Source organism: Hydrogenophaga sp. OTU3427 (assembly GCF_038440225.1).
In the GTDB taxonomy this organism is placed as follows: Bacteria; Pseudomonadota; Gammaproteobacteria; order Burkholderiales; family Burkholderiaceae_C; genus Hydrogenophaga.
The window spans coordinates 140,761-164,253 of sequence record NZ_JASATI010000006.1; the positions used below are offsets into that span (position 1 = coordinate 140,761).

General features: G+C 68.9%; 24 protein-coding genes. 4 read left to right on the forward strand and 20 right to left on the reverse strand.

Annotated features, from left to right (window positions below; genetic code table 11):
• Positions 1–5 precede the first annotated feature (5 nt).
• The 7 genes from AAHB17_RS05870 to AAHB17_RS05900 all read right to left on the reverse strand — a co-directional run bounded on the left by AAHB17_RS05870 (position 6) and on the right by AAHB17_RS05900 (position 5,756).
• The gene (locus AAHB17_RS05870) at positions 6–1,055 is read right to left on the reverse strand and encodes a histone deacetylase family protein (protein WP_342129563.1); all 1,050 of its coding nucleotides are present in this window, start codon (positions 1,053–1,055) and stop codon (positions 6–8) included.
• Between the two features lie 10 nt (positions 1,056–1,065).
• Positions 1,066–1,923 carry an enoyl-CoA hydratase-related protein gene (locus AAHB17_RS05875; RefSeq protein WP_342129564.1) on the reverse strand — a complete coding sequence of 286 codons (858 nt, stop codon included), beginning with the start codon at positions 1,921–1,923 and terminating at the stop codon, positions 1,066–1,068.
• A gap of 112 nt (positions 1,924–2,035) precedes the next feature.
• On the reverse strand, positions 2,036–2,602 hold the full coding sequence (locus AAHB17_RS05880) for a putative metalloprotease CJM1_0395 family protein (RefSeq protein ID WP_342129565.1): 567 nt from the start codon (positions 2,600–2,602) through the stop codon (positions 2,036–2,038).
• A 68-nt stretch (positions 2,603–2,670) separates the two neighbouring features.
• The gene (gene dinB / locus AAHB17_RS05885; RefSeq protein ID WP_342129566.1) at positions 2,671–3,864 is read right to left on the reverse strand and encodes a DNA polymerase IV; all 1,194 of its coding nucleotides are present in this window, start codon (positions 3,862–3,864) and stop codon (positions 2,671–2,673) included.
• A 27-nt stretch (positions 3,865–3,891) separates the two neighbouring features.
• Positions 3,892–4,596, reverse strand: a complete 705-nt coding sequence (locus tag AAHB17_RS05890; protein ID WP_342129567.1) for an anti-sigma factor — start codon at positions 4,594–4,596, stop codon at positions 3,892–3,894.
• Positions 4,593–5,159, reverse strand: a complete 567-nt coding sequence (locus tag AAHB17_RS05895) for a sigma-70 family RNA polymerase sigma factor (protein ID WP_342129568.1) — start codon at positions 5,157–5,159, stop codon at positions 4,593–4,595. The genes AAHB17_RS05890 and AAHB17_RS05895 overlap by 4 nt, the downstream gene beginning before the upstream one ends.
• A gap of 42 nt (positions 5,160–5,201) precedes the next feature.
• Positions 5,202–5,756, reverse strand: a complete 555-nt coding sequence (locus AAHB17_RS05900) for a DUF3455 domain-containing protein (protein WP_342129569.1) — start codon at positions 5,754–5,756, stop codon at positions 5,202–5,204.
• A 123-nt stretch (positions 5,757–5,879) separates the two neighbouring features.
• Between AAHB17_RS05900 and AAHB17_RS05905 the strand changes: the two genes are divergently transcribed.
• A complete protein-coding gene (locus tag AAHB17_RS05905; protein WP_342129570.1) occupies positions 5,880–6,509 on the forward strand; it encodes an arylesterase in 630 nt (209 codons plus the stop codon).
• A gap of 6 nt (positions 6,510–6,515) precedes the next feature.
• Here AAHB17_RS05905 and AAHB17_RS05910 read toward each other — a convergent pair whose 3' ends face one another.
• From AAHB17_RS05910 to AAHB17_RS05970, 13 genes are read right to left on the reverse strand one after another with little or no spacing between them, the layout of a single operon-like run.
• Complete coding sequence (locus tag AAHB17_RS05910) at positions 6,516–7,952, reverse strand: aldehyde dehydrogenase family protein (RefSeq protein WP_342129571.1); 1,437 nt, start codon at positions 7,950–7,952, stop codon at positions 6,516–6,518.
• Positions 7,931–8,923 (reverse strand): amidohydrolase family protein, encoded by a 993-nt coding sequence (locus tag AAHB17_RS05915; protein ID WP_342129572.1) that lies wholly within the window; start codon positions 8,921–8,923, stop codon positions 7,931–7,933. Before AAHB17_RS05915 ends, AAHB17_RS05910 begins: the two co-directional genes overlap by 22 nt.
• Positions 8,883–9,869, reverse strand: a complete 987-nt coding sequence (locus AAHB17_RS05920; RefSeq protein WP_342129573.1) for a TRAP transporter substrate-binding protein — start codon at positions 9,867–9,869, stop codon at positions 8,883–8,885. Before AAHB17_RS05920 ends, AAHB17_RS05915 begins: the two co-directional genes overlap by 41 nt.
• A 25-nt stretch (positions 9,870–9,894) precedes the next feature.
• Complete coding sequence (locus AAHB17_RS05925; RefSeq protein WP_342129574.1) at positions 9,895–10,839, reverse strand: YncE family protein; 945 nt, start codon at positions 10,837–10,839, stop codon at positions 9,895–9,897.
• A gap of 16 nt (positions 10,840–10,855) precedes the next feature.
• Positions 10,856–11,848: a TRAP transporter substrate-binding protein gene (locus AAHB17_RS05930; protein WP_342129575.1), complete on the reverse strand. Its 993-nt coding sequence runs from the start codon at positions 11,846–11,848 to the stop codon at positions 10,856–10,858.
• 42 nt (positions 11,849–11,890) lie between these two features.
• On the reverse strand, positions 11,891–12,808 hold the full coding sequence (locus AAHB17_RS05935) for a dihydrodipicolinate synthase family protein (RefSeq protein ID WP_342129576.1): 918 nt from the start codon (positions 12,806–12,808) through the stop codon (positions 11,891–11,893).
• A gap of 7 nt (positions 12,809–12,815) precedes the next feature.
• Positions 12,816–13,988 carry an L-rhamnonate dehydratase gene (locus AAHB17_RS05940; protein WP_342129577.1) on the reverse strand — a complete coding sequence of 391 codons (1,173 nt, stop codon included), beginning with the start codon at positions 13,986–13,988 and terminating at the stop codon, positions 12,816–12,818.
• Between the two features lie 36 nt (positions 13,989–14,024).
• Positions 14,025–15,047: a 4-hydroxythreonine-4-phosphate dehydrogenase PdxA gene (locus tag AAHB17_RS05945; RefSeq protein ID WP_342129578.1), complete on the reverse strand. Its 1,023-nt coding sequence runs from the start codon at positions 15,045–15,047 to the stop codon at positions 14,025–14,027.
• Positions 15,048–15,078: 31 nt separating this feature from the next.
• Positions 15,079–16,359: a TRAP transporter large permease gene (locus AAHB17_RS05950; protein ID WP_342129579.1), complete on the reverse strand. Its 1,281-nt coding sequence runs from the start codon at positions 16,357–16,359 to the stop codon at positions 15,079–15,081.
• Between the two features lie 7 nt (positions 16,360–16,366).
• The gene (locus tag AAHB17_RS05955) at positions 16,367–16,870 is read right to left on the reverse strand and encodes a TRAP transporter small permease (protein ID WP_342129580.1); all 504 of its coding nucleotides are present in this window, start codon (positions 16,868–16,870) and stop codon (positions 16,367–16,369) included.
• 14 nt (positions 16,871–16,884) lie between these two features.
• Positions 16,885–17,880, reverse strand: a complete 996-nt coding sequence (locus tag AAHB17_RS05960) for a TRAP transporter substrate-binding protein (protein WP_342129581.1) — start codon at positions 17,878–17,880, stop codon at positions 16,885–16,887.
• A 40-nt stretch (positions 17,881–17,920) separates the two neighbouring features.
• Positions 17,921–18,886, reverse strand: a complete 966-nt coding sequence (locus AAHB17_RS05965) for an amidohydrolase family protein (RefSeq protein ID WP_342129582.1) — start codon at positions 18,884–18,886, stop codon at positions 17,921–17,923.
• A 4-nt stretch (positions 18,887–18,890) separates the two neighbouring features.
• Entirely contained in the window at positions 18,891–19,853 is a 963-nt protein-coding gene (locus tag AAHB17_RS05970; RefSeq protein WP_446719558.1) for a Bug family tripartite tricarboxylate transporter substrate binding protein, read from the reverse strand.
• A gap of 123 nt (positions 19,854–19,976) precedes the next feature.
• Here AAHB17_RS05970 and AAHB17_RS05975 point away from each other — a divergent pair, with 123 nt between their 5' ends.
• From AAHB17_RS05975 to AAHB17_RS05985, 3 genes are all read left to right on the forward strand, one after another.
• Positions 19,977–20,900, forward strand: a complete 924-nt coding sequence (locus AAHB17_RS05975; RefSeq protein WP_342129583.1) for a LysR substrate-binding domain-containing protein — start codon at positions 19,977–19,979, stop codon at positions 20,898–20,900.
• Positions 20,901–21,357: 457 nt separating this feature from the next.
• Positions 21,358–22,695: an MFS transporter gene (locus tag AAHB17_RS05980; protein ID WP_342129584.1), complete on the forward strand. Its 1,338-nt coding sequence runs from the start codon at positions 21,358–21,360 to the stop codon at positions 22,693–22,695.
• A 22-nt stretch (positions 22,696–22,717) separates the two neighbouring features.
• Positions 22,718–23,446 carry a maleate cis-trans isomerase family protein gene (locus AAHB17_RS05985; protein WP_342129585.1) on the forward strand — a complete coding sequence of 243 codons (729 nt, stop codon included), beginning with the start codon at positions 22,718–22,720 and terminating at the stop codon, positions 23,444–23,446.
• Positions 23,447–23,493: the final 47 nt, after the last annotated feature.

The window sequence follows — 23,493 nt, forward strand, 5'->3', positions numbered from 1 at the left end:
GCCGCTCAACCGCTCTCTCCGACAAAACCCTGCAGCAGGTTGACCGCGTTCACGCCCACTTCGGCCACCGCGTAGCCGCCTTCGAAGGTGAACACCGTGGGCAGCTCCAGCGCGGCCAGGTCGGCGCCCAGCGTCAGGTAGTCGGCGCTGCGCAAGTGAAAGCCGGAGATCGGGTCGCCCTCGAAGGTGTCCAGTCCGGCGGCCACCACCAGCGCCTGCGCATCAAACGCACGGATGGCCTCGGTCGCGCTGCGCAGCGCCGCGCGCCAGGTCGCCCAGTCGGTGCCACGCGGCAGTGGCAGGTTGAGGTTGAAGCCGGTGCCGGGGCCGGTGCCGCGTTCGTCGGCGTGGCCGAGGAAAAACGGGTATTCGGTGCGCGGGTCGCCATGGAGGGACACCGTCAGCACGTCGGCACGCTCGTAGAAGATGGTCTGGGTGCCGTTGCCGTGGTGGTAGTCCACGTCGAGCACCGCCACGCGGTCCAGACCACCGTCGCGCAGGGCCTGGGCCGCCAGGGCGGCGTTGTTCAGGAAACAATAGCCACCAAAGAAGTCGGGGCCGGCGTGGTGGCCGGGCGGGCGCGTCAGCGCGAAGGCGCAAGCTTCGCCGGCCAGCACGGCGTCGGCCGCGGACAGCGCACAAGCGGCGCCGGCCTGGGCGGCGGCCCAGGTGCCGGCCATCAGCGGCGTGCCGGCGTCGAAGGAGTACAGGCCCATGCGGGCGGCAAAGTTGTCGGGCAGCACGTCGGCACGGAAGCCGCGCACCGGCCACACGGAGGGCAGGGCGTCGAGCGCGGCGTTGGCCGGGTCCAGCGCCACCCACTGGTCCCAGGCCGTGGCCAGGAAGTCGAGGTAGCGCGCGCTGTGGATGCGTTCGATGCGCGCACGCGCCGCAGGGGAGGTGGGCGTCAGCAGCGCGCCCACCGGGCGGCGTCGCAGTTCGGCCAGCACGTGGTCCAGGCGGTCGGGCACCTCGTGGCAGGGCACCAGGCGGCCGCGGTACATCTCCTGGCGGCCGGCGTGTTGGGCGTGAACGGGGTTGTGATAGACCTTCATGTGGCGCGCCTCAACCCAGTTCGCTGAAACGCTGCAGCGGCGCCAGCGGCGTGAAGTCGCCCGGGCGTTTGTCCTTCATGGCGGCGATGGACTCGCGCACGTGCGCATTGCTCCAGATCGCGCCCTGCAGCCAGCCCATCTGGCGCAGGCTGTCCTCCACCGAATGGTCGCGTGCGTAGTTCAGTGCCTGCTTGGTGCCCCAGATGGCCACCGGCGGCTTGGCCGCGATCTCGCGCGCGCACTGCAGGGCGGCGGCCACGGTGGCCTCGTGGTTGTCGAACACCGCATTGACCAGGCCCAGCTCGCGCGCCTGCTGCGCCGGCAGGCGTCGGCCGGTGTAGGCCAGCTCCTTCACCAGCGCCATGGGCAGCAGCTTGGGCAGGCGCTGCAGGGTGCCCACGTCGGCCACCATGCCGATGTTGATTTCCTGGATGCAGAAGAAGGCGTCGGCCGAGGCGTAGCGCACGCAGCAGGCGGTGACCATGTCCACCGCGCCGCCGATGCAGCCGCCCTGCAGCGCCGCGATGACGGGCGCGCGCAGGGTTTCCAGCTGGGTGAAGGTGGCCTGCATGTCGGTCAGCAGGTCGAAGATGGCGGCCCGGCCTTCGGGGCTCTGGTCGTCCATGTGGATGGCCCCGGCGAAGGTGTCGAGCGACATGCCGGCGCTGAAGTGTTTGCCGGTGCTGCTGATCACCAGCGCGCGCGCCGTGCCGCCGCGGTGCAGGTGGCTGAGCACCTCGCCCAGCTCGCGCCAGAACGTGGGGTTCATGGTGTTCATGGCCTCGGGCCGGCTCAGCACCAGGTGGGCGACGTGGTCGGTTTCGGTGAGGGTGAAGCAGCTCAGGACGGGCGCGGAGGAGGTGGTCATGGACAAACGTTCGGCAGGGTGGGACAAGCGCCGCCGGGTGGCGGGCGCGGCCAAGGAGAATGATTAGAACGTGTTTACGATCTGCGACCCCTTGTAGATCGTAAACACGTTCTCAGGCCCAGACCGACAGGCGCGGGATGTCGGATGTGACAGCGGGGGCTTGTGGTGCACGCCAGGGGTTGCCGCGCTCCGCCTGCCGGGCTTCCAGCAGCGCGGCGGCGGCCTCGCTCTGCTCCCGTGCCAGCGCCTGGCGGCCTTGTGCCTCCAGGGCACGCCCCTGGGCGGCCACGCGGAAGTCCTGCCCGCTGGGCTCGGCCGGGGCCATGGCGGCGGCCTGGATGCGCCGGCCCTTGTCGATGTTGGCCTGCGGGTCTTTTTCGGTCGAGGTGTCGACACCCACCTCGCCGCCCACGGCGTAGGCGCGGCCGTCCGGCCCGTAGACCGTGCTGTAGCTGGGTCCGCCGGTGACGATGCCGAAGCCGGCCGCCATGTGGGCCGCTTCATGGGCGCGCACCTTGGCGTCGATGGCCTTGAGCTCGCTCACGCGCCGCAACTCGGCCTCGGTGAGCCGCTGCGTGCCCTGGTCCCTGGCCTGGGCGCGCGCCTGCCCGGCGGGGGCCGCGCCGGTGGCGCCGGGCGGGCGGGTGTAGGGGGTGGGGGTGACGCTGCCGATGGCCATGGTGTGGCCGGATTGTCCCGCTCGGTCGGGGTGGCGCGCAAGCGCCCGGCCGTGTCACCCCAAAAACCTCACCCGTCGCCAAACAGCGGCAAGGTGGTGGGTTCGGTCGGGGCTGGGGCTTCGGCCGGTGCGTCGGCCCGGCTCAGCCCGCCCACCCGCACGCCCAGCAGGCGCAGCCGCCGTTCCAGCGGCGCGCGCTTCAGCGCCAGGCCGGCGTGGCGCCGGATGGTGGCGGCGTCGGCGGTGGGCTGGGGCAGGGTCTGGTCGCGGGTGACGATCTTGAAGTTGTCGAAGCGCAGCTTGACGCCGATGGTCTTGCCCACGTAGCCCTTGCGCTGCAGGTCGGCGGCCACCTGCTGGCACAGCTGGGTGAACACCGCGCCCAGCTCGGCGCGGTCGCGCACGGCGTGCAGGTCGCGGTCGAAGGTGGTCTCGCGGCTCATGGACACCGGCTCGCTTTCGGTCACCACCGGCCGCTCATCGCGGCCGTGGGCTGCTTCAAACAGCCAGGCGCCGTAGGCCTTGCCGAAATGCTCCACCAGCCAGCCACGTTCGCGTGCCGCGAGGTCGCCGATGGTGACGATGCGGTGGCCCTGCAGCTTCTCGTCGGCCTTGGGGCCGATGCCATTGATCTTGCGGCAGGGCAGGGGCCAGATGCGGGCCTGCAGCTCGTCCTCGTACAGGATGCTGATGCCCTGGGGCTTGTTGAACTCGCTGGCCATCTTGGCCAGCAGCTTGTTGGGCGCCACGCCGATGGAGCAGGTCAGGCCGCTGGCCTCGAAGATGCTTTTCTGGATCAGCCGCGCCAGCACCCGCCCGCCCTCGCGCTGGCCGCCCGGCACCTCGGTGAAGTCGATGTAGACCTCGTCCACGCCGCGGTCTTCCATCAGCGGCGCGATCTCGGTGATGACGCTTTTGAACAGGCGCGAATTGCGCCGGTACTCGGGAAAGTCCACCGGCAGCAGGATGGCGTCGGGGCAGAGCTTGGCGGCTTTCATCAGCCCCATGGCCGAGCCCACGCCAAAAGCCCGCGCGGCGTAGGTGGCGGTGGTGATCACGCCCCGGCCCACGTAGCTGCTCAGGCGCGGGAACGCCGCCACCGGTATGCGGTCGAGCGCGCTGCCGTATTCGGCGGCCAGGGCGTCGTCCTCGCGGCGTCGGCCTCCGCCAATCACCACCGGCAGGCCCTTGAGCTGCGGGTAGCGCAGCAGCTCCACCGACGCGTAGAACGCGTCCATGTCAAGGTGGGCGATGCGTCGCATGGCCAGCGCCAGTCTCCCCGCTGTCCTTCAGGTCACGGGCACTGCGCGGCCAATGAACTGGATGGGGCCGGTCGGACGGCCGGTGGGCGAGCCGGTGGCGGGCTCCAGCGTCAGCTCGAACAGCTGGTTGGGCTGCAGTGCGGGCAGCTTGTCCAGCGGCACCCGGATGCGCTGCCCCGGCTTGACCAGGCCCAGCGAGACCGGCGCGCTCCAGTCGTCGGCCTTGGTCCAGAACTCCAGCGCCTTGTCGGCGGGGATTTCCATCGCGGCCAGCGGGATCAGGCTGACCGCGCGTGTGCTGCTGGCCTGCACCACCCAGCCCGGCGCCTTGTCCTGTGGCGCCACCAGCACCACCAGGAAACGCGGCGCGTCGGCCGGCGGCTGGTGGATCAGCACCGCCGCCATCAGCGCCGCGGCCGCCATGCCGCTGACCGCCAGGCCGCGCCACAGGGCCAGGTTGTTCCAGCCCTGGCGCCACCACGGCGCGGGCGGGTTCAGCGCCAGGCTGTCCTCGATGCGGCGCCACAGCCGCGGCGGCGGCGCCACCGGCTCGGCCAGCGCGGCCAGGGGCAGCAGGCGGCGTTCCCAGGCGGCCACGGCCTGGGCCAGCGCGGGATCGGTGGCCAGTTGTGCGGCCACGGCCTCGCGCTGTGCGGCGTTCAGGGTGCCGAGCACGTACTCACCCGCGAGGGCGTCGCGCTCGGCGTCAGAGAGTCGGTCAAGTGGGCTCATTCCAGACACGTCCGCAAGGCAGCCAGGCTGCGTTTGATCCAGGCCTTCACCGTGCCCAGGGGCGCGCCCGTGCGCTGGGCGATCTCGCTGTGCGAGAGGCCGTCCACGTAGGCGTGAAGAATGCAGTTGCGGCGCACCGGCTCCAACTGCTCCAGGCAGGGGGCGATGCGCCCGGCGCTGTCCTGCCAGGCGAAGCTGTCCTGGGTGTCGCGCCAGGCAGCCAGCGAATGGGCGGCGTCCAGCGCCTCGCCGGCATCCTCGTCCACCGTCAGCTCGCGCTGGTTGTCGCGCACGGCGTTGAGGGCGAGGTTGCGGGCGATGCTGTAGATCCAGCCGCGGGCCTCGCCGCGGCTGGCGTCGAAGCTGTCGGCGTGGCGCCAGATGTTGACAAAAGCGTCGTGCACGATGTCCTCGGCCAGCGCCATGTTGCGCACGATGCGTTGCACCACGCCCAGCAGGCGGGCACTTTCCTGCTGGTACAGGCGCTGCAGCGCGGCGCCGTCACCGCGCGCGCAGGCGCTCAGGGTGGCTTCGTGGTCGAACTCAGGGGGCGTGGCGGGCATGGCGCTGTGCAGGATAGCACCGCCTGTGCCCGCCGCGCGGACTCAGGCTGCCTTCCAGAAGATGTAGTCGGCCTGGTATTTCACGATCTGCTTGCTGCCGACGTTCATCGCGTCACAGCTGGCGGCCGGCGCCACGCCGCCCTGGGTGGCCACGCGCTGGATGTGGCTGATGCCGTGCATGGCGCCCATGCCCATCGCCGGGTTGGCCTTGACCAGCTGCAGCGGGATGTTGCCGGTGCCGGCGGGGGCCACCGCGAGCTGGGTCGCGGTCAGCTTGGAGCCGTCGTTGGCGGCCCAGGTGGCCGGCGGGCCGTAGTAGGTGCCGATTTGCTTGCCGGCGCGGTCCATCAGCTTGGCGTCGGGGCCGACAAACACCCACTCGAACTGGCCGGCCATGCCCTGCTTGGCGCGGCATTCGTAGGTGATTTCGCCCACACCCACGGTTTCCAGCACCACCTTGTGGCCGGCCGGCACCTTCACGGCGTCGGGCAGCATGGCCTGGGAGTACATGGGCGCGGGTGCCATCATGGTGCCGCAGGCGGACAGCAGGGCGGCGGAGGCGAGGAGGGCCAGGGGGGCGAGGCGGAAGGTAGGCATGGTATGGGCTCCGAAGGGTTGGAAAAGAAGCAGCAAGGGCGCTGCTACTGGGCTCTACACGCCAGGGTCGGATTTGGATGCAGTGGATGCAAGAATTTTTTGAAGGCCGCGACAATCGCCTCCATGCAACGTCGCACCTGTTGGATCGCCCTGGGCTCGCTGGCCCTGCTCGTCGCCTGTGGCAAGTCGGCACGCCACGCCACCGTGCCCGCCGGCCAGACCGTGCTGGCCTTCGGCGACAGCGTCACCTTCGGCACCGGCGCCGCGCCGGGCGAGGACTGGCCCACGCTGCTGGCCGCTGCCACCGGCTGGCGCGTGGTCAACGCCGGCGTGCCGGGCGACACCGCGCTGGCCGCGCAAGACCGCCTGCCTGCCTTGCTGGCGGAACACCGGCCGGCGCTGGTCATCGTGGAGATCGGCGGCAACGACTTCTTGCGCCGGCGCCCTGCTGCCGAGGTGAAGGAAGACATCCGCCGCCTGCTGCAAGCCGCCCGGGCCGGCGGCGCCCAGGTGGTGCTGGTGGCGGTGCCCGCGCTGTCCTTGATGGCGGCTGTGGCCGGGCGGCCCAGCGACGCGCCGCTCTACGCCGAACTGGCCGACGAGGAGCAGGTGGCGCTGGTGCCCGAGGTGTTTTCGGCGGTGCTGGGCGACCCGACCCTGCGCGCCGACGCCATCCACCCCAATGCGGCCGGCTACCGGCAGCTGGCCCAGGGCCTGCTGCAGCGCCTCAAGGCGCTGGGTTACGCACCTTGAGCTTGGTCACGCCAGGGTGTACGCCGTCTTCACCGTGGTGAAGAACTCGGCCGCGTACCGCCCCTGTTCGCGCGGGCCGTAGCTGCTGGCCTTGCGCCCGCCGAAGGGCACGTGGTAGTCCACGCCGGCCGTGGGCAGGTTGACCATCACCATGCCGGCCTGGGCGTGGCGCTTGAAGTGGGTGGCGTGTTTCAGGCTGGTGGTGGCGATGCCGGCCGACAGGCCAAACGGCGTGTCGTTGGCCACGGCCAGGGCCTCTTCGTAGTCCTTCACGCGGATCACGCTGGCCACCGGACCAAACACCTCCTCGCGGTTGATGCGCATGCCGGGCGTGGTGTCGGTGATGAGGGCCGGCGCCATGTAGAAGCCCTCGGTCTCGCGTTGCAGGCGCTCGCCGCCCCACAGCAGCGTGCCGCCCTCGCTCTGGGCGATGGCCACGTAGCCCAGGTCCTGCTCCAGCTGCGCCTCGCTCACCACCGGGCCGATGTCGGTGCCCGCCATCAGTGCGTTGTCCACCTTGAGCGCGGCCAGGCGCGCCTGCAGCGCCTCGATGAAGGCGGGGTAGATGCCCTGGGTGACGATGAGCCGGCTGGACGCCGTGCAGCGCTGGCCAGTGGAGAAGTAGGCGCTCTGGGTGCACAGTTCCACCGCCTGCTTCAGATCGGCGTCGTCCAGCACCACCTGCGGGTTCTTGCCGCCCATCTCCAGCTGCACCTTCTTGTGTTGCTCCACGCAGGTGGCGGCGATGCGCTGGCCCACGCCCTGCGAGCCGGTGAAGCTGATGGCGTCCACGCCGGGGTGATGGACCAGGGCCTCGCCCACGCTGCGGCCCTGGCCCATGACCAGGTTGAACACGCCGGCCGGGATGCCAGAGCGGCTGATGATCTCGCTCAGGGCCCAGGCGCTGCCGGGCACCAGGTCGGCCGGTTTGATGACGACGCAGTTGCCATAGGCCAGGGCGGGCGCGATCTTCCAGGCGGGAATCGCGATCGGAAAGTTCCAGGGCGTGATCAGGCCGATCACGCCCAGCGGCTCGCGTGTGATCTCCACGCCGATGCCGGGGCGCACCGAGGGCAGGGTCTCGCCGGCCAGGCGCAGGCATTCGCCGGCGAAAAACTTGAAGATCTGGCCGGCGCGGGCGACCTCGCCCATGGCCTCGGGCAAGGTCTTGCCTTCCTCGCGCGCCAGCAGGCGGCCCAGGTCCTCGCGGCGGGCCAGGATCTCGCTGCCGATCTTGTCCAGCGCGTCGGCGCGCGCCTGCACGCCGCTGGTGGACCAGGCGGGAAAGGCGGCGCGTGCCGCGCTCACCGCCTGGTCGACCTGGCTGGCGTCGCCCGCCGCGTAGTCGCCCACCTGGTCGGCCAGGTTGGAGGGGTTGAGGTTGCGCAGGCCGCCGCTGCCGGCGACCCACTCGCCGTTGATCAGGTGTTTGTAGGTGTCCATGGGGGAGATGTCTCGTTCGGAAGGGGAATGCGGTAGACGCGCAGCGCGTTGCCGGCCATCACCGCGTGTTGTTGTTCAGGGGGCAGGTGGGCCAGCATGCGCCACAGGGCCGCCACCAGCTCGGCGTAGCCGATGCGCAGGCCGGCGACCGGGAAGTTGCTCGCGAACAGGCAGCGCTGCCAGCCAAAGAGGCGCAGCGTCTCGTGCGCGATGCGGGTGTTGTCCGCCTCGTCCCAGGGCTGGTCGCGCAGGCCAAACTCGGACAGCTTGACGCACACATTGGGCTGCTGGGCCAGGCGCTCCATGCCCTCGCGCCACAGGCGCAGGCCGGCCGCGCTGCGGTCCCAGGCAAAGCCGTGGTGGTTGAGCACGATGCGCAGCTGCGGGAACATCGCCGCCACCTCGGCCGCCTCGGCCAGGTGCCAGGCGGGCACGCGCAGGTCCCAGCTCAGGCCGTGCTGTTGCAGCAGGGCCAGGCCGCGCAGCCAGCGTTCGTCCTGCAGCGTGCCGGGCTGGCCGCGCACGCTGGTGTGCGGGCCGGGCGCCGTCACCGGCTTGCTGCGGATGCCGCGCACCAGCGGGTATTGGAGGTGCTGCAACAGGCGCTCGGCGGTCTCGGGGCGGTCCAGCCAGGCGTGGGCCACCACCACGCTGGGCAGGCCGTGGGCGGCGTGTTGCTGGTGCAGCCAGTCCGTCTCGGCCACCTGTTCGCCGCGGTCGCGTTCGGCCTCCACGTGCACCGTGGCCACCACGCCGCAGCCGGCGCTCACGCGGCGGTAATCGGCCGGCAGGAAGTTCTGCTGCAGCGCGCGGTGGTCGCCGAGGAAAAAGGCCTGCTCGTCGTAGCCCTCCTGCAGCCAGGGGTAGCGCCCGGCGGACAGGTCCCACAGGTGGTGGTGGGCGTCCACCACCACCCGGGGCACCGCCGCGTCAGCGGGTGCTGGCGATGGCATCGATGAGCTGGGTGCCATGTTTCTCGGCGAACAGCTGCTTGATGGGCTCGGCCACCAGCTTGCGGAAGGGTTCGGCGTTGATGTTCTCCTCGATCACCATGCCCTGGCCGCGCAGGTAGGCGATGTCGCCGGCCTCGTTCTTGCGGATCAGCTCGCGCTGGAAGCTGCCGGCCGCCAGTGCCGCGTCGATCAGCACCTGCTGCTGGGCCGGCGTGAACGACGCGAACTTCGCCTTGTTCATCACCACCGGCATGGCGGTGTAGGCGTGGCGCGTCATCGACATGTATTTCTGCACCTCGTTGAACTTGTTGCCGCGCACGATGCCGACCGGGTTTTCCTGGCCGTCGATGGCTTTGTTCTCCAGCGCCGGGAAGACCTCGGCCAGCGGCATGGGCGTGGGCGTGGCGCCAAACAGCTGGAAGGCCTTGAGGTGGGCCGGGTTGGGCGTGGTGCGCACCTTCAGGCCCTTGATGTCCTCGGGCGTCTTCACAGGGCGCCTGGAGTTGGTCAGGCTGCGGAAACCCACCTCCCAGTAGGCCAGGCCTTTCATGTTGTGGGCCTCCAGCTCGTCCAGCAGGCCGCGGCCGATGGGGCCGTCCAGCACCTTGTAGGCGTGCTCGGCGCTGGCGAACATGTAGGGCAGGTCCAGCACGTTCATGCGGCCGACCATGCCGGTGTAGTAGGGCGTGCCCGAGGTGGCGAGGTCGATGGTGCCGCCACGCACACCGGCGATGGCGGTGTTGTCGTTGCCCAGCGTGCTGGCCGCGTAGACCTGGACCTCGATCTGGCCGTTGCTGCGGGCCTTGACCTGCTTGGCGAATTCGAGCGCCGCCAGGTGCTGGGTCTCGGCTTCGGCGCCGGAATGGGCCATGCGCAGCTTGACGGTCTGGGCGCCGGCCAGTGGGGCGAGGGCCAGCAGGCCGGCCAGGGCCAGGGCACGGCGGGTGAAAGCGAAGGTGTTCATCGCGTTGTCTCCAAGGGGCTGTCGTTCAGTGCTGCCAGACGTAGGACGAATCGGGCTCGCGCAGGGTCTTGAGGGTCTGGGTGAACTCGAAGGTGTCGAGATCGAGGCGGCGCACCGTCTCGTCCTGGAAAGAGATGAAGGCCGCGCGTTCGGTGGGGTGCAGCGACAGCGCCAGCGGGTTGCTGGGCAGGGCCAGGCAGCGTTGTTCCACCAGGTCGGTGCCGAAGACTGACAGCGAGTGTTCGCCCGAGTTGGTGGTCATGAGCCGGTCCTGGCCGTCCGCGCCCCGGATGCGGTAGACCCGGTTGGGGTCGCGCCGCGTCTTGCCCCGCGCCACCACCTGCATGCTGCGGGTGTCGACCGCCACCAGGGTGTCGTCGCCGCGGTTGGCCACGTAGAGCAGCGTCTCGTCGGCCGACAGCACATTGCCCTCGGGCACCGGCCCCGGCACCATGGCCACCGGGGTGAAGGTGGGGTCGTTGGGGCGGATCTTGGTGACCGTGTTGGACAGCAGGTTGAGCGCGTAGGCGGTCTCGGCGTCGCGGCTCAGGGCGAACAGGTGCGTCTTGTAGCCGCCCGAGGGCACGGCCAGGTCGGGCACATGGCGCTTCACCGGATCAGAGAAGCGCAGCAGCGTGTTGTGCGCCTCCGACATCACGAACAGGCGGCCCTGCCCATCGACCGTGAGGCCGTGCGGCCGGTAGAAGGGCCACAGGTTGAGCGTGTGCACGTGTTCCTGCCGCTGCAGGTCGATCACGAACACCGAGTGCCCGCCCACGTCACCGAGGTGGCTCGCGGTCTCGATGCCGTAGTGGCCGACGTAGGCCAGCTGGCGCACCGGGTCGACGGTGAACTCGTGCGGGAAGTTGGGCAGCACGATGTGTTTCTCGGCCTGGCCGCTGGCCAGGTCGTAGAAGCTGAAGGTGTGGGCGCATTTCTGCACCAGCAGCAGGGTTTCGCTTGGTTTCATGGCGGGGCGTTTCAAGTCACTTGATGGCTTCGACCGCGGCCAGCAGCTCGGGGCCGTTCTTGGCGATGTGGGCCTTGCGCAGCTCGTCGCCCATGGCGGCCTTGAAGGGCGCGGGGTCGAAGTTCTCGATCACGCTCATGCCGCTCTTGCGCAGGTCGGCGATGATGGCGGCCTCGTTCTTCTGGTTGAGCGCGCGCTGGAACAGCTTGGCTTCCTGGGCCGCGTCCAGCAGCACCTTCTGCAGGTCGGGCGTGAGGCTGTCGAACTTGGCCTTGTTGAGCACCACCGGCATGGCGGTGAAGGCGTGGCGGGTCAGGGTCAGGTGCTTCTGCACCTCGTAGAACTTGGCCGAGTGGGTGATCTCGATCGGGTGTTCCTGGGCGTCCACCGCGCCCGACTCCAGCGCGCCATACAGCTCACCCAGGGGCATGGGCACCGGGTTGCTGCCCAGCAGCTTCCAGGCCTGCAGGTGGACCGGGTTGGGCTGGGTGCGGATTTTCAGGCCCTTGACGTCGGCTGGCGTGCGCACCGCGCGGTTCTTGGTGGTGATGGAGCGGAACCCCACCTCCCAGAAGGCCAGCTGCTTGAGGCCGCTGGGCTCCAGCGCCTTGATCAGTTCCTGGCCCACCTGCTGGTCCACCGCCTTGTAGGCGTGCTCGCGGTCGCGGAACAGGAAGGGGATGTCCAGCACCTCGAAGCGCGAATTCAGGCCGGCGAAGTTGCCGCTGCCGGCCATCATCAGGTCGATGCTGCCGCCACGCACGCCACCGATCACCGAGGCGTCGTTGCCCAGCTGGCTGCCCGGGAAGACCTGCACCTCCAGCTTGCCCTGGCTGCGTTCCTTGACCGTCTTGGCGAACTCCAGCGCGGCCAGGTGCTGCGACGAGGTCTCGGGGCCGGCGTGGGCGAAACGCAGCTTGGTCTGGGCCTGGGCGGCCAGGGGCAGGGCCAGGGTGGTGCCGACGGTGGCGCACAGCAAAGCTGCCTTGAGGAAAAGGCGGTGGTTCATGAAGGTCTCCTGAGGGGTGTTGTGGACTGACGGAAAGGGGGTTCAGCGCGCCCAGCGCAGCACCAGCGGGTCGAGGCGGCGGGCCGTCTCGATGAGGCCCGCACGCACGTGCGGGTTCATGGGGGGGAAGGGGTGGCGCGCGGCCTCGCTGGCGATCACGCCGCCTTCCTTCATCAAGGCCTTGGCGCTCAGGATGCCGCCCTGGCGGTTCTCGCAGTTGATCAGTGGCAGCCAGCGCATGTAGGCGTCGATCGCGTCCTCGCGCCGGCCGGCCATGTAGGCGTCCATGATCTGGCGGATGCCGTCAGGGAAACCGCCGCCGGTCATGGCGCCGGTGGCGCCGGCGTCCAGGTCGGGCAGCAGGGTGATGGCTTCCTCGCCGTCCCAGGGGCCTTCGATGGCGTCGCCACCCAGCCGGATCAGCTCGCGCAGCTTGCTGGCCGCGCCCGCCGTCTCGATCTTGAAGTAGCTCAGCTGCTCGATCTCCTGCGCCATGCGGGCCAGGAAGGGGGCGCTCAGCACCGTGCCGCTGGCCGGCGCATCCTGCACCATGATGGGAATCGAGATGGCGTCCGACAGCCGGGCGTAGAACTCGAAGATCTGCGCCTCGGGCACGCGGAAGGTGGCGCCGTGGTAGGGCGGCATCACCATCACCATGGCCGCGCCCATGTCCTGCGCGCGGCGGCTGCGCGCGGCGCAGACGGCGGTGCCGTAGTGGGTGGTGGTCACGATCACCGGCACCCGGCCGGCCACGTGCTCCAGCGCGGTGCGGGTGATGACCTCGCGCTCCTCGTCCGAGAGCGAGAACTGCTCGGAGAAGTTGGCCAGGATGCACAGGCCGTTGGAGCCGGCTTCGATCATGAAGTCGAGGCAGCGCTTCTGGCTCTCCAGGTCCAGCGAGCCGTCGTCGTGAAAGGTGGTGGGCACCACCGGGAACACGCCCTTGTAGCGTCGTTGCATGGTGGTCTTATTCGACGATGTTGAACTGGTCGAGGTAGTCGGTGTTGAGCGTCAGGCCCAGGCCCGGCACATCGTCCTTGAGGTCGAGGAAGCCGTTCTCGGCCACCGGCTCGCCCTTGAAGATGTAATAGAACAGCTCGTTGCCCACTTCCACATCGAACTGCGGGAAGTACTCGCTCATGGGCGAGGCCAGGCTGCTCATGGTCAGGTGGTAGTTGTGCATCTGGCCGGCGTGCGGAATGACCGGCACGCTGTAGGCCTCGCACAGGGCGTTGATCTTGTGCGCGGCGGTGATGCCACCGACGCGGTTGGTGTCGTACTGCACCACGCTGACGGCCTTCTTGTCGAGCAGCTGCTTGAAGCCGTAGAGCGAGAACTCGTGTTCGCCGCCCGAGATCGGCATGATGTTCATGGCGTTGAGTTCGGCGTAGCCGTCGATGTCGTCGGCGATCACCGGCTCCTCCAGCCAGCGCGGCTCGAACTTGGCCAGCTTGGGCAGGATGCGCTTGGCGTACTCCAGGTTCCAGCCCATGTAGCACTCCAGCATCAGGTCGGTGTCGTAGCCGATGACCTCGCGCACGGCCTCCACCGACTTCAGGTTCTCCGCCACCCCTTGCTGCAGGTGGGCCGGGCCGTAGCCGAAGCGCATCTTGAAGGCCTTGAAGCCCTGGTCGAGGTAGGTCTGCGCTTCTTCCTGCATGGCCTTGAGGTCGGTGCGGTAGAGCTTGCTGTAGTAGCAGGGGATCTTTTCCTTGGTCCGCCCGCCCAGCAGCTTGAACACCGGCTTGTTGACGCTTTTGCCCAGGATGTCCCAGATGGCGAGGTCGACCGCCGAGATGGCGGCCATGGTCACGCCCTTGCGGCCCCAGGCGTGGGTGCCGCGGTACATGCGCTGCCACAGGTATTCGTAGTCCCAGGGGTCCTGGCCCAGCACCAGCGGCGCCAGGTACTCGTCGATGATGGCCTTGGCGATCTTGGGCGCCAGGGCCACGTTGCCCAGGCCGATGATGCCGTCATCGGTTTCGATCTCGACCACCGTCCACGAGTGGAAGCGGAAGGTGCTCATGGTCTCGGCCTTGGAGTACAGCAGGTCCATGGCGTTGGAGCAGAAGTTGCCCTGGGGCGGAACGGTCTTGCCTTTCCACTCGTAGACGCGGGCGCGGACGGATGTGATCTTCATGGTGGGGTCCTGTCGTGAATAGGAAAAAGGGTGGGGTCAGGCCGCGCTGCGCACCGAGGCGCCCATGCGGGCCGCGATGCGAAACGCGTTGTAGGTGGCGTTGACGTCGGCGCGGCCCTGGCCTGCGATGTCGTAGGCGGTGCCGTGGGCCGGCGTGGTGATGGGCACGGGCAGGCCGCCCTGCACCGTCACGCCCTTGGAAAAGCCCATCAGCTTGATGGCGATCTGGCCCTGGTCGTGGTACATGGTGACGATGGCCTGGTACTCGCCGTCGCGGGCCTTGAGGAAGATGGTGTCGGCCGGGAAGGGCCCGCCCACCGGCACACCCTCGGCGCGCAGGGCCTCGCAGGCCGGGGCGATGATGTCCACCTCCTCGCGGCCGCAGGTGCCGCCGTCGCCACCGTGCGGATTGAAGGCGGCCACCGCCACCTTGGGGGCGGCCACGCCGGCGGCCTGCAGCGAGCGGTAGATCAGGCGCGTGGCGGCCTGGATGCGCTCCTGGCTCAGGTAGCTGGCGGCGTCCTTGAGCGGGATGTGCGAGGACACCCGCGAGGTCCACAGGTCGCCCAGGGTGTTGAACTCGCAGAAGTAGCTGGTGACACCCAGGTATTCGGCGAAGTGGTGCAGCTCGTCCTCGTGTTTCAGGCCGCCCTGTTTCATGGCGAACTTGTTGAGCGGCGCGAAGCAGATGGCGTCGATCTCGCGGCGCTGGGCCGCGTCCATGCAGGCGTTGAGCACCTGCAGCACCGAGGCACCACCAGGGGCCTGGGCCACGCCGCGCTGCACCTGCTCGGGCGACACGGTGTCCACCGCCAGCCAGGCGGGGGTCTGGGGCTGGGCGCGGCCGCGCACGGCGGCAAAGTCGTCCACCGGTGTGGTGGGCACCCGCACACCGGCGATGCGCTGGCCTTCGGCCCACAGCCAGGGGTCGCCGATCAGCACCACGTTGGCGTGCTGCGTGGCGTCGGTCTGGCCCAGCAGGCGGGCGATCAGCTCGGGGCCGATGCCGGCCGGGTCGCCCAGGGTGAGGGCCACGACGGGGAGTTCGGAAGGGTTCACGTTGGGGTCCTTGAGAACGTTGGGGAGGGATTCAGTAGAACCAGCGCAGCGGCACCATCACCAGGGCCGGGAACAGCACCAGCAGCAGCAGCACCAGCAGCTGGGCCACGAGGAAAGGCCAGACGCCGCGGGTGACGGCGCCCAGCGGCTCGCGCGCCACGCCGGCCACCACGTTGAGCACCGTGCCCACCGGCGGGGTCAGCAGGCCGATGGCGTTGTTCATGATGAACAGCACGCCAAAGTACACCGGATCGATGCCGGCCTGCTTGACGATGGGCATGAGGACCGGGGTCAGGATGAGCACGGTGGGCATGAGGTCCAGCGCCGTGCCGACCACCACCACCAGGGCCATCATGGCCAGCAGCAACAGCGTCTTGTGCTCCATCAGCGGGCGCAGCAGCTCGGTCACCTCGCCAGGGATGTTGGCCACCGTGATCAGCCAGGCCGAGACCAGGGCCGTGGCGACCAGGAACATCACCACGCTGGAGGTCTTGGCGGCCTGCAGCATCAGGTGGGGCAGGGCCGGCAGCTTGAGCTCGCGGTAGACGAACAGGCCCACCAGCAGCGAGTAGACAGCGGCGACCACGGCGGCCTCGGTCGGCGTGAAGACCCCGGCCTTCATGCCGCCGATGATGACCACCGGCAGGGCCAGCGCCCACAGGCCGTCGCGCACCGCATGGCGCAGGCGCGCCCATTCAAAGCGCCGGCCTTCGATGGACGGTGCGTCCTTGCGGGCGCAGAGCCACCAGGTGACCCACAGCGCCACGCCCATGAGGATGCCGGGCACGATGCCGGCCAGGAACAGCTTGGTGATGGAGACCTGCGCCGCGACCCCGAAGATCACGAAGGGAATCGAGGGTGGGATGATGGGCGCGATGATGCCGCCGGCGGCGATCAGGCCGCTGGAGCGCGGGATGTCGTAACCGGATTTGCGCATCAGCGGGATCAGCACGGCGGCCAGCGCGGCGGTGTCGGCCACGGCCGAGCCCGAGATGCTGGCCATGACCAGCGCGGCGATGATGGCCACGTAGCCCAGGCCACCCCGCACGTGACCGATCAGGGCCTCGGCCATGGCGATGATGCGCTTGGAGATGCCGCCGGCGTTCATCAGCTCGCCGGCCAGCATGAAGAAGGGCACGGCCATCAGCGGGTAGTTGTTGACGCCTTCCAGCAGGTTCTGCGCCAGGATCTGGGTGTCGAAGTTGCCCATGAAGAGCATCAGCACCACGCCGCAGGCGATCAGTGCGAAGGCGATGGGCATGCCCAGCGCCATGGCGCCGAGCAGGGAGAGAACGAATACAAGAATGGTCATGCTGGGCTCACTCGACTTGGGCCTGGTGGCTGGCGGACAGTTCTTCGGCCGGCATCTGGCCGCTGAGCTGGCGCCAGAGCGAGACCAGCAGCATCAGGCCCATGCCAACGGCGCTGATGAGCAGACCCGAGAAGATCAGGCCCATGGGCACGCCGGTCACGGGCGAGTGGTCGTCCATGGCCAGCACCACCTGTTTCCAGGTGCCGTGGGCCAGCAGGCCGCAGCAGGCCAGCATGATGGCGTCGGAGGCAAAGCGGAAGATGCGCTGCCCCCACACCGGCAAGGCGGCGATCACGCTGTTCATGCCCAGGTGGGCACCGTCGTGCATGGCCACCAGCGCGCCCAGCAGCGTGAGCCACATGAAGACAAAACGCGAGACCTCTTCCGAGAACACGATGCCGGAGTTGAAGCCGTAGCGCAGCACCACGTTGCCGAACACCAGCACCACCATCACACCCAGCAGGGCAATCAGCAGCCACTCGACCGCACGCATGGCAAAACGGGGAATCATCTGGTGGCTCCCGCTTATTTCGGTGCCTTGGCGATGGCGTCGAAGAAGGCCTTGGCCGTGTCCTCGCCCACCGCCGTCTGGTGCTTGGCGATCACCGGGGCCAGCTTCTCGCGCATGCGCTGGCGCTCGGCGTCGGGCACGTCGTTGACCAGCATGCCCAGCTTGATCAGTTCACCACGCATGCGGGTGTTGAGTTCGCGGCTGGTCTGGCGCTGGAACAGCGTGGCCTCGCGGGCCGCATCCTGCAGGCTGGCGCGGTCCTCGGGCTTGAGACCGTCCCAGAACTTCTTGCCGGCGATCAGCACCAGCGCGTCGTAGGCGTGGCCGGTGGTCGACAGGTACTTCTGCACGTCGTAGAACTTCTGCGCGTGCACCACGGTGAAGGGGTTTTCCTGCGCGTCCACGGCGCGGGTCTCCAGCGCGGTGAACAGCTCGTTGACGGGCATGGGCACGGCGTTGGCGCCCAGGCCGTTGAAGAGGTCGATGTAGAGGTTGTTCTGCATCGTGCGCACCTTCAGGCCCGCCAAGTCGTCGACCCGGGTGATGGGGCGCTTGCTGTTGGTGAAGTTGCGGAAGCCGTTTTCCCAGAAGCCCAGGCCGACCAGTTCCTTTTCGGGCAGGCGCGCCAGCAGGCTCTGGCCGAAGGGGCCGTCGAGCACGGCGTCGGCCTGCTTTTCGTTGGCGAAGGAGAAAGGCAGGCCGATGACACCGAACTCCTTGACCAGGTTGGCCAGGGTGGCGGTCGATGGCACGGTGAATTCCTGCGTGCCGCCGCGCAGCGCGGCCTGCATCTGCTGGTCGCTGCCGAGCTGGGCGGCCGAGTAGACGGTGATCTTGATGCGGCCGTTGCTCTTCTTGTCGGCCAGTTCGGCGAACTTGCGCGCGCCGATGGTCTGTGGGTGGGTGTCGGGCAGGCTGGTGCCCAGCTTGGCCTTGATGTCCTGGCTGTGGCCGGTGCCGGCCAGGCCCAGGGCCAGCAGCGCGGCCATGAGGATCTTGCTTGTGTTCATCGTGTCTCCTGCGGATGTGTTGTGAAGGAAAAGCGGCGCGTCATTGCAGGCCGTAGGTGTCGAGGGCGGTGTCGCAGAACAGCGCCAGCCGGTCGGCCGGGCTCAGGCCCTGGGTCAGGGTCTTGAAGCCGCTCCACAGGTCGTCGAGGCCGACCACCAGGCCGTCGACCGGGAAGTTGCTGGCGAACATGCAGCGCTGCGGCCCGAAGTCGTCGATCAGCGCCTCGACCACCGGGCGCTGTTGCGCCACGCTCCACGGCTGACCCGCCACGCCCAGGCCCGACAGCTTGACACGCACGTTGGGGCAGTCGGCCAGGCGGGCCATGGCCGCGCGCCACGGGCGCAGGGTCTCGTCATTCCGCGCCGCGGGCAGGCCGGCGTGGTTGACGACGATGCGCGTGGCCGGGAAGTCACGCGCCAGCTCCACCGCTTCGTCCATGTGCCACCAGGGCGCCTGCAGCTCGAACATCAGGCCGTGGCGCTGCAGCAGGGCATAGCCGTCGCGCCAGCGCGGGCAGCGCATGGTGCCCGGGGCCGACCAGCCGCTGTGGTGTTCGGCACGGGGCAGGACACGCGGCTTGTGCCGCACGCTGCGCACAAAGCCGGCCAGCGGCGGCTGGCTGTAACGCACCAGCACCTCGGCCACGTCGTCGCGGTCCAGCCAGGCTTGGGCAGCCATCGCATGGGGTCGGCCGCTGGCCTGGGCCAGGCCCACCATCCACAGCGCTTCGCCGACCGGATCGGCAGGGTCCCACTCGCCCTCCATCACCACGTGGCGCAGCACCCGGTGGCCCGCGCAGGCCTGGGTGTAGTCGACCGGCAGGAAGTCGCGGCAGATCGCGCTGTAGTCGCCATAGCGGAAGGGGATGCGCGGCAGCTGCGTGAGCCAGGGGTGCGGGTTGGCCGGCACCGCCCAGAAATGGTGGTGCGCGTCGACGATGGGCAACAGCGGGTCTTCGGCGCTGTCCAGAAAGGCCTGGCGCGCACGGGCGAGGTCGGCCAGCATGGCTTCAGTCCAGCTTGATGTTCTTCTTGCGGATCAGATCGCCGTAGCGCTGGTTCTCGGCGTTGTGGAAGGCCTGGAACTGGGCCGGCGTCATGGGCGTGAGGTCGGCGCCGATGGCGCTCAGGCGGGCCTGCGTCTCGGGCATGGCGATCACCTTGTTGATCTCGGCGTTGAGCTTGTCGACCACCGCCTTGGGCGTGCTGGACGGTGCATAGACGCCGTACCAGGCGCTCATCTCCACGCCCTTGACGCCGGCCTCTTCCATGGTGGGCACCTCGGGCAGTTGCGGGTTGCGTTTGGCCGCGGCCACCGCCAGCGGCTTGATCTTGCCGTTCTTGATGTGGCCCATGACCGAGGGCATGGTGTCGAAGCTGATCTGCACCTGGCCGGCGATGAGGTCGATCAGGGCCGGGCTGCTGCCGCGGTAGGGGATGTGGGTGATGAAGGTGCCGGTGGCGTCCTTGAACAGCTCGGCGGCGATGTGCTGGGTGCTGCCCGAGCCGCTGGTGGCGTAGTTGAGCTGGCCCGGTTTCGCCTTGGCCAGCTTGACGAGGTCGGTCACGTTGGCCACCGGCAGCGCGGTGTTGGCCACCAGCACGTTGGGCACGGCGCCCACGAAGGCCACGGGCACCAGGTCCTTGTTGCTGTCGTAGCCCAGCTTGAGCAGGTGGGGCGCGATCGCGTGGGCGGTGGACACGCCCATCACCAGCGTGTGACCGTCGGTGGACTTGGCGGTGACGTCGGCGGCCAGGGTGTTGGAAGCGCCGGGGCGGTTTTCCACCACCACGCTCTGCTTGAGCAGCGGGCCCAGGCGGTCGGCCACGGCGCGGGCCATGGCGTCGGTGCCACCGCCGGGGGCCGAGCCCACCAGCAGCTTCACCGGCTGGCGCGGCCATTCCTGGGCCATGGCGCTGCCCAGGGCGGCGGCCAGGCCGCAGGCGGCGGCGATGTGCGTCAAGGTTTTCATCGGGATGTCTCCAGTGTGGTGTGTGTGTTCTTCGGGGCTCGACGGGAACGGATGCTAGGCTTGCCATTGATTTCTGAAAATTCAAAGTTGTTCATCAATCGATAACCTGAGGCAATCAATCCAATGAGCACCACACCCACCCCCCAGTTGCTCAACCGTTTGCGCATGCGTCAGGTGGCGCTGCTGCTGGCGATCGGCGAGCACCGCACCTTGCGCGCCGCCGCCGCCCAGCTGGGGCTGACCCAGCCCGCCGCCACCAAGATGCTGCAGGAACTGGAGGGTGCCCTGGGGCACGCGCTGTTCGACCGCGTGGGGCGGGGCCTGCAGCTCACCGCCGCCGGGCGCTGCGTGCTGGCCTACTTCGAGGGCCTGCAAGGGCATTTCGACGCCCTCACGCGCGAGCTGGGCGAGCTGGAACAGGGCAGCGCCGGCAAGCTGTGCATCGGCAGCATCATGGCGGCCTCGCCAGCGGTGCTGACGCAGGCGCTGATCCGGCTCAAGGCCCTGTACCCGCTGTTGACCATAGCGATCACGGTGGACACCAGCGACCGCCTGACCGAGGCCCTGCGCCGCGGCGACCTCGACCTGGTCATCGGCCGCGTGCCCGACGAGAACGCCGAGGCCTTCAGCTTCTCGCCCATCGCCGAAGAGGGGCTGTCCATCGTCGCCTCGCCCCAGCACCCGCTGGCCAAGCAGGCGCGGGTGGCCTGGGCCGAGCTGCTGGATTTCCCGTGGATATTGCAGCCGCACGGCAGCCCCATGCGCGAGGTGCTGGAGCACGAGTTCAAGAGCCAGCGCAGCCGCCTGCCGCGTGGTCTGATCGAGACCGCGTCCATCCTCACCACCACCAACCTCATCACCAGCTCCGACATGCTGGCGGTGATGCCCACCGAGGTGGCCCAGCGCTACGAGGCCCATGGCCTGGTGGCCTGTCTGCGCTACACGGTGCGCCAGCGCCTGAGCGTCTACGGCGCCATCGCCGCCAAAGGGCGCCCGGCCGGGCCGGCCGCCGCGCAGCTCATGCTGTTCCTGCGCGGGGCGGGCTGAACGACGGCATGCCGGTGGCCGTGGTCGATGTGGGCGCCTCAGGCCAGGTGGCGTGCCCGCACCCTGGAGGGGCCCCCGGTGGGCACCAGGCACAGGCCCAGCACAAAGACAGGCAGCGAGGCGGCTGGAGCGGCTGAGGCGGCTGAGGCGGCTGAGGCGGCGGGCGCATTTCCCGTGTCATTTTGGGCAATTTCATCCGTGTGTCGGCGGTTCCCATTTTGTATACATAAAATGTTGACGTTTTTGTTGACAATAATGTCGGCAACTTTTTATACTGCCCGCAAGCCGCCCGAAAAGTGGGACCGCCAGCCAGCGAAGCCGGGCCGGTCCAGCGCGTTTCTGTGGCCAGACCGTTGGGGCGCGGCACGCCGACGCCCCAACGGCCGGTCCATCCCCGGGGCGCCGCACAGGCTTGGCGCGAACCCCGGCATCACCACGACATTGCGAGACAATCACCATGACCATGTCCCCCTCCATCACCGCCGGGGCCGAGCCCCGGGCCGAGGCCGAGATCGACTCCACCTACAAGAAGATCACCTGGCGCCTGATCCCTTTCCTGGCCTTTCTGTGGCTGCTGGCCTGGATCGACCGCGTCAACGTCGGCTACGTCAAGCTGACCATGCTCGATGAGCTCAAGTGGAGCGAGGCCGTCTACGGCATGGGCGCGGGCATCTTCTTCATCGGCTATTTCTTTTTCGAGATCCCCAGCAATCTGATGCTGCAGAAGATCGGCGCCAAGAAGACGCTGATGCGCATCACCCTGGGCTGGGGCGCCACCTGCGTGGCCATGGCCTTCGCCAAGACGCCCGAGATGTTCTATGTCCTGCGCTTCATCATGGGCGCGTTCGAGGCCGGGTTCCTGCCCGGCGTGATCGTCTACCTGACCTACTGGTACCCCAGCGGCCGCCGGGCCAAGGTGCTGAGCATGATCACCGCCGCCTCGGCGCTGTCCAGCGTGGTCGGAGGCCCGCTGGCGGGCAACATCCTCAACCTCATGGGCAACGTCGGCGGCCTCTCCAGCTGGCAGTGGGTGTTCCTGATCGAGGGCACGCCGACCGTGCTGGCCGGCATCTTCACCTACTTCTACCTGACCGACCACCCGAAGGACGCGCAGTGGCTCAGCACCCGTGAAAAGCAGCTGGTGGCGGCCGAGCTGGAGCGCGACCACAAGGCGATGGGGCAGCGCGAGCACGGCATCTTCGCCGCGCTCAAGGACGCGCGCCTGTGGCTGCTCGTGCTGGTCTACTTCTGCATCGTCGCCGCCAACGCCACGCTCAACTTCTACGGCCCCACGCTGGTCAAGGAACTGGGTTTCACCAACCCCGCCACCATCGGCTGGATCATGTCGGGCGCCTTCCTGCTGGGGGCCGGCGCGCAGATCTACAACGGCTCGCATTCCGACCGCCACCGCGAGGTGCGCTGGCACTGCGCTGGCGCGGCCCTCACCGGCGTGATCGGCATGTTGCTGGTGGCCTTCGCCCAGGGCGGCAGCCCGGCGCTGGTGCTCACCGGCCTGGTGATCGCCGTGATCGGCACCAGCAGCGCTTTCCCGGTGTTCTGGCAGATGCCCAACCGCCTGCTGACCGGGGCCGCCGCCGCCGTGGGCATCGCGCTGATCAACTCCATTGCCAACCTGGCCGGCTTCGGTTCGCCCTTCATGCTGTCGGCCGTCAAGGCCAGCACCGGCTCGCTGACCGCTGGCCTGTACATCATCGCGGCGGTGGAACTGCTGGCCGTGCTGCTCATCCTGTGCTTCGTGCCCAGGAACAGCCAGACCACCCCCAAAACCGCCTGACCACCCTCTGAAACGAGTTCCCATGAACCGACGCAAACGCATTGGCGTGCTGACGCCTTCGTCCAACACCGCGCTGGAGCCTTTGACCAGCGCCATGCTCAACAGCCTGCCCGGCGTGTCGGCGCACTTTTCCCGTTTCACCGTGACCGAGATCTCGATGCGGGACCAGTCGCTCAACCAGTTCGACGACAGCAAGATCCTGGAGGCCGCGCGCCTGCTGGCCGACGCCCACGTCGACGTCATCTGCTGGAGCGGCACCTCGGCCAGCTGGCTGGGCTTCGAACGCGACCGCCAGCTGTGCGCGCGCATCACCGAGGCCACCGGCATCCCGGCCACCACCTCGGTGCTGGCGCTCAACAACATCCTGGCCGCGCAGGGCGCGACCACGCTGGGCCTGGTGTCGCCCTACGTCGAGGACGTGCAGCACAAGATCATGGACAACTACCGGGGCATCGGCATCGAGTGCGTGGCCGAGCGGCACCTGGGCATCACGGTGAACTTCCAGTTCGGCGAGGTCGAGCCCGACACCTTGCGCGGCATGCTGCGCGAGGCCGCCGCCGCGCGTCCCCAGGCCATGACGGTGATGTGCACCAACCTGCACGCTGCCCAACTGGTGCCCGAGCTGGAGCGGGAGCTGGGCATCCCCATCTACGACTCGGTCGCCACCGTGGTCTGGCAGGCCCTCAAGACCGTGGGCATCGAGCCCAGCGAACTGCGCGGCTGGGGCCGCCTGTTCCAGGAGGTGGCCTGATGCAGGAGCGCCCCATGTCTGAGCCCCTGGACCTGGTGGTGCGCAAC

What these genes read in the sequence shown, in the direction of transcription:
- AAHB17_RS05900 (WP_342129569.1), bottom strand. Translation starts at nt 5,756, where the DNA reads ATGCCTACCTTCCGCCTCGCCCCCCTGGCCCTCCTCGCCTCCGCCGCC.
- AAHB17_RS05905 (WP_342129570.1), top strand. Translation starts at nt 5,880, where the DNA reads ATGCAACGTCGCACCTGTTGGATCGCCCTGGGCTCGCTGGCCCTGCTC.
- AAHB17_RS05960 (WP_342129581.1), bottom strand. Translation starts at nt 17,880, where the DNA reads ATGAACACAAGCAAGATCCTCATGGCCGCGCTGCTGGCCCTGGGCCTG.
- AAHB17_RS05985 (WP_342129585.1), top strand. Translation starts at nt 22,718, where the DNA reads ATGAACCGACGCAAACGCATTGGCGTGCTGACGCCTTCGTCCAACACC.
- AAHB17_RS05950 (WP_342129579.1), bottom strand. Translation starts at nt 16,359, where the DNA reads ATGACCATTCTTGTATTCGTTCTCTCCCTGCTCGGCGCCATGGCGCTG.
- AAHB17_RS05915 (WP_342129572.1), bottom strand. Translation starts at nt 8,923, where the DNA reads ATGGCACCCAGCTCATCGATGCCATCGCCAGCACCCGCTGACGCGGCG.
- AAHB17_RS05925 (WP_342129574.1), bottom strand. Translation starts at nt 10,839, where the DNA reads ATGAAACCAAGCGAAACCCTGCTGCTGGTGCAGAAATGCGCCCACACC.
- AAHB17_RS05870 (WP_342129563.1), bottom strand. Translation starts at nt 1,055, where the DNA reads ATGAAGGTCTATCACAACCCCGTTCACGCCCAACACGCCGGCCGCCAG.
- AAHB17_RS05970 (WP_446719558.1), bottom strand. Translation starts at nt 19,853, where the DNA reads ATGAAAACCTTGACGCACATCGCCGCCGCCTGCGGCCTGGCCGCCGCC.
- AAHB17_RS05880 (WP_342129565.1), bottom strand. Translation starts at nt 2,602, where the DNA reads ATGGCCATCGGCAGCGTCACCCCCACCCCCTACACCCGCCCGCCCGGC.
- AAHB17_RS05935 (WP_342129576.1), bottom strand. Translation starts at nt 12,808, where the DNA reads ATGCAACGACGCTACAAGGGCGTGTTCCCGGTGGTGCCCACCACCTTT.
- AAHB17_RS05940 (WP_342129577.1), bottom strand. Translation starts at nt 13,988, where the DNA reads ATGAAGATCACATCCGTCCGCGCCCGCGTCTACGAGTGGAAAGGCAAG.
- dinB (WP_342129566.1), bottom strand. Translation starts at nt 3,864, where the DNA reads ATGCGACGCATCGCCCACCTTGACATGGACGCGTTCTACGCGTCGGTG.
- AAHB17_RS05920 (WP_342129573.1), bottom strand. Translation starts at nt 9,869, where the DNA reads ATGAACACCTTCGCTTTCACCCGCCGTGCCCTGGCCCTGGCCGGCCTG.
- AAHB17_RS05910 (WP_342129571.1), bottom strand. Translation starts at nt 7,952, where the DNA reads ATGGACACCTACAAACACCTGATCAACGGCGAGTGGGTCGCCGGCAGC.
- AAHB17_RS05875 (WP_342129564.1), bottom strand. Translation starts at nt 1,923, where the DNA reads ATGACCACCTCCTCCGCGCCCGTCCTGAGCTGCTTCACCCTCACCGAA.
- AAHB17_RS05975 (WP_342129583.1), top strand. Translation starts at nt 19,977, where the DNA reads ATGAGCACCACACCCACCCCCCAGTTGCTCAACCGTTTGCGCATGCGT.
- AAHB17_RS05930 (WP_342129575.1), bottom strand. Translation starts at nt 11,848, where the DNA reads ATGAACCACCGCCTTTTCCTCAAGGCAGCTTTGCTGTGCGCCACCGTC.
- AAHB17_RS05980 (WP_342129584.1), top strand. Translation starts at nt 21,358, where the DNA reads ATGACCATGTCCCCCTCCATCACCGCCGGGGCCGAGCCCCGGGCCGAG.
- AAHB17_RS05890 (WP_342129567.1), bottom strand. Translation starts at nt 4,596, where the DNA reads ATGAGCCCACTTGACCGACTCTCTGACGCCGAGCGCGACGCCCTCGCG.
- AAHB17_RS05955 (WP_342129580.1), bottom strand. Translation starts at nt 16,870, where the DNA reads ATGATTCCCCGTTTTGCCATGCGTGCGGTCGAGTGGCTGCTGATTGCC.
- AAHB17_RS05965 (WP_342129582.1), bottom strand. Translation starts at nt 18,886, where the DNA reads ATGCTGGCCGACCTCGCCCGTGCGCGCCAGGCCTTTCTGGACAGCGCC.
- AAHB17_RS05895 (WP_342129568.1), bottom strand. Translation starts at nt 5,159, where the DNA reads ATGCCCGCCACGCCCCCTGAGTTCGACCACGAAGCCACCCTGAGCGCC.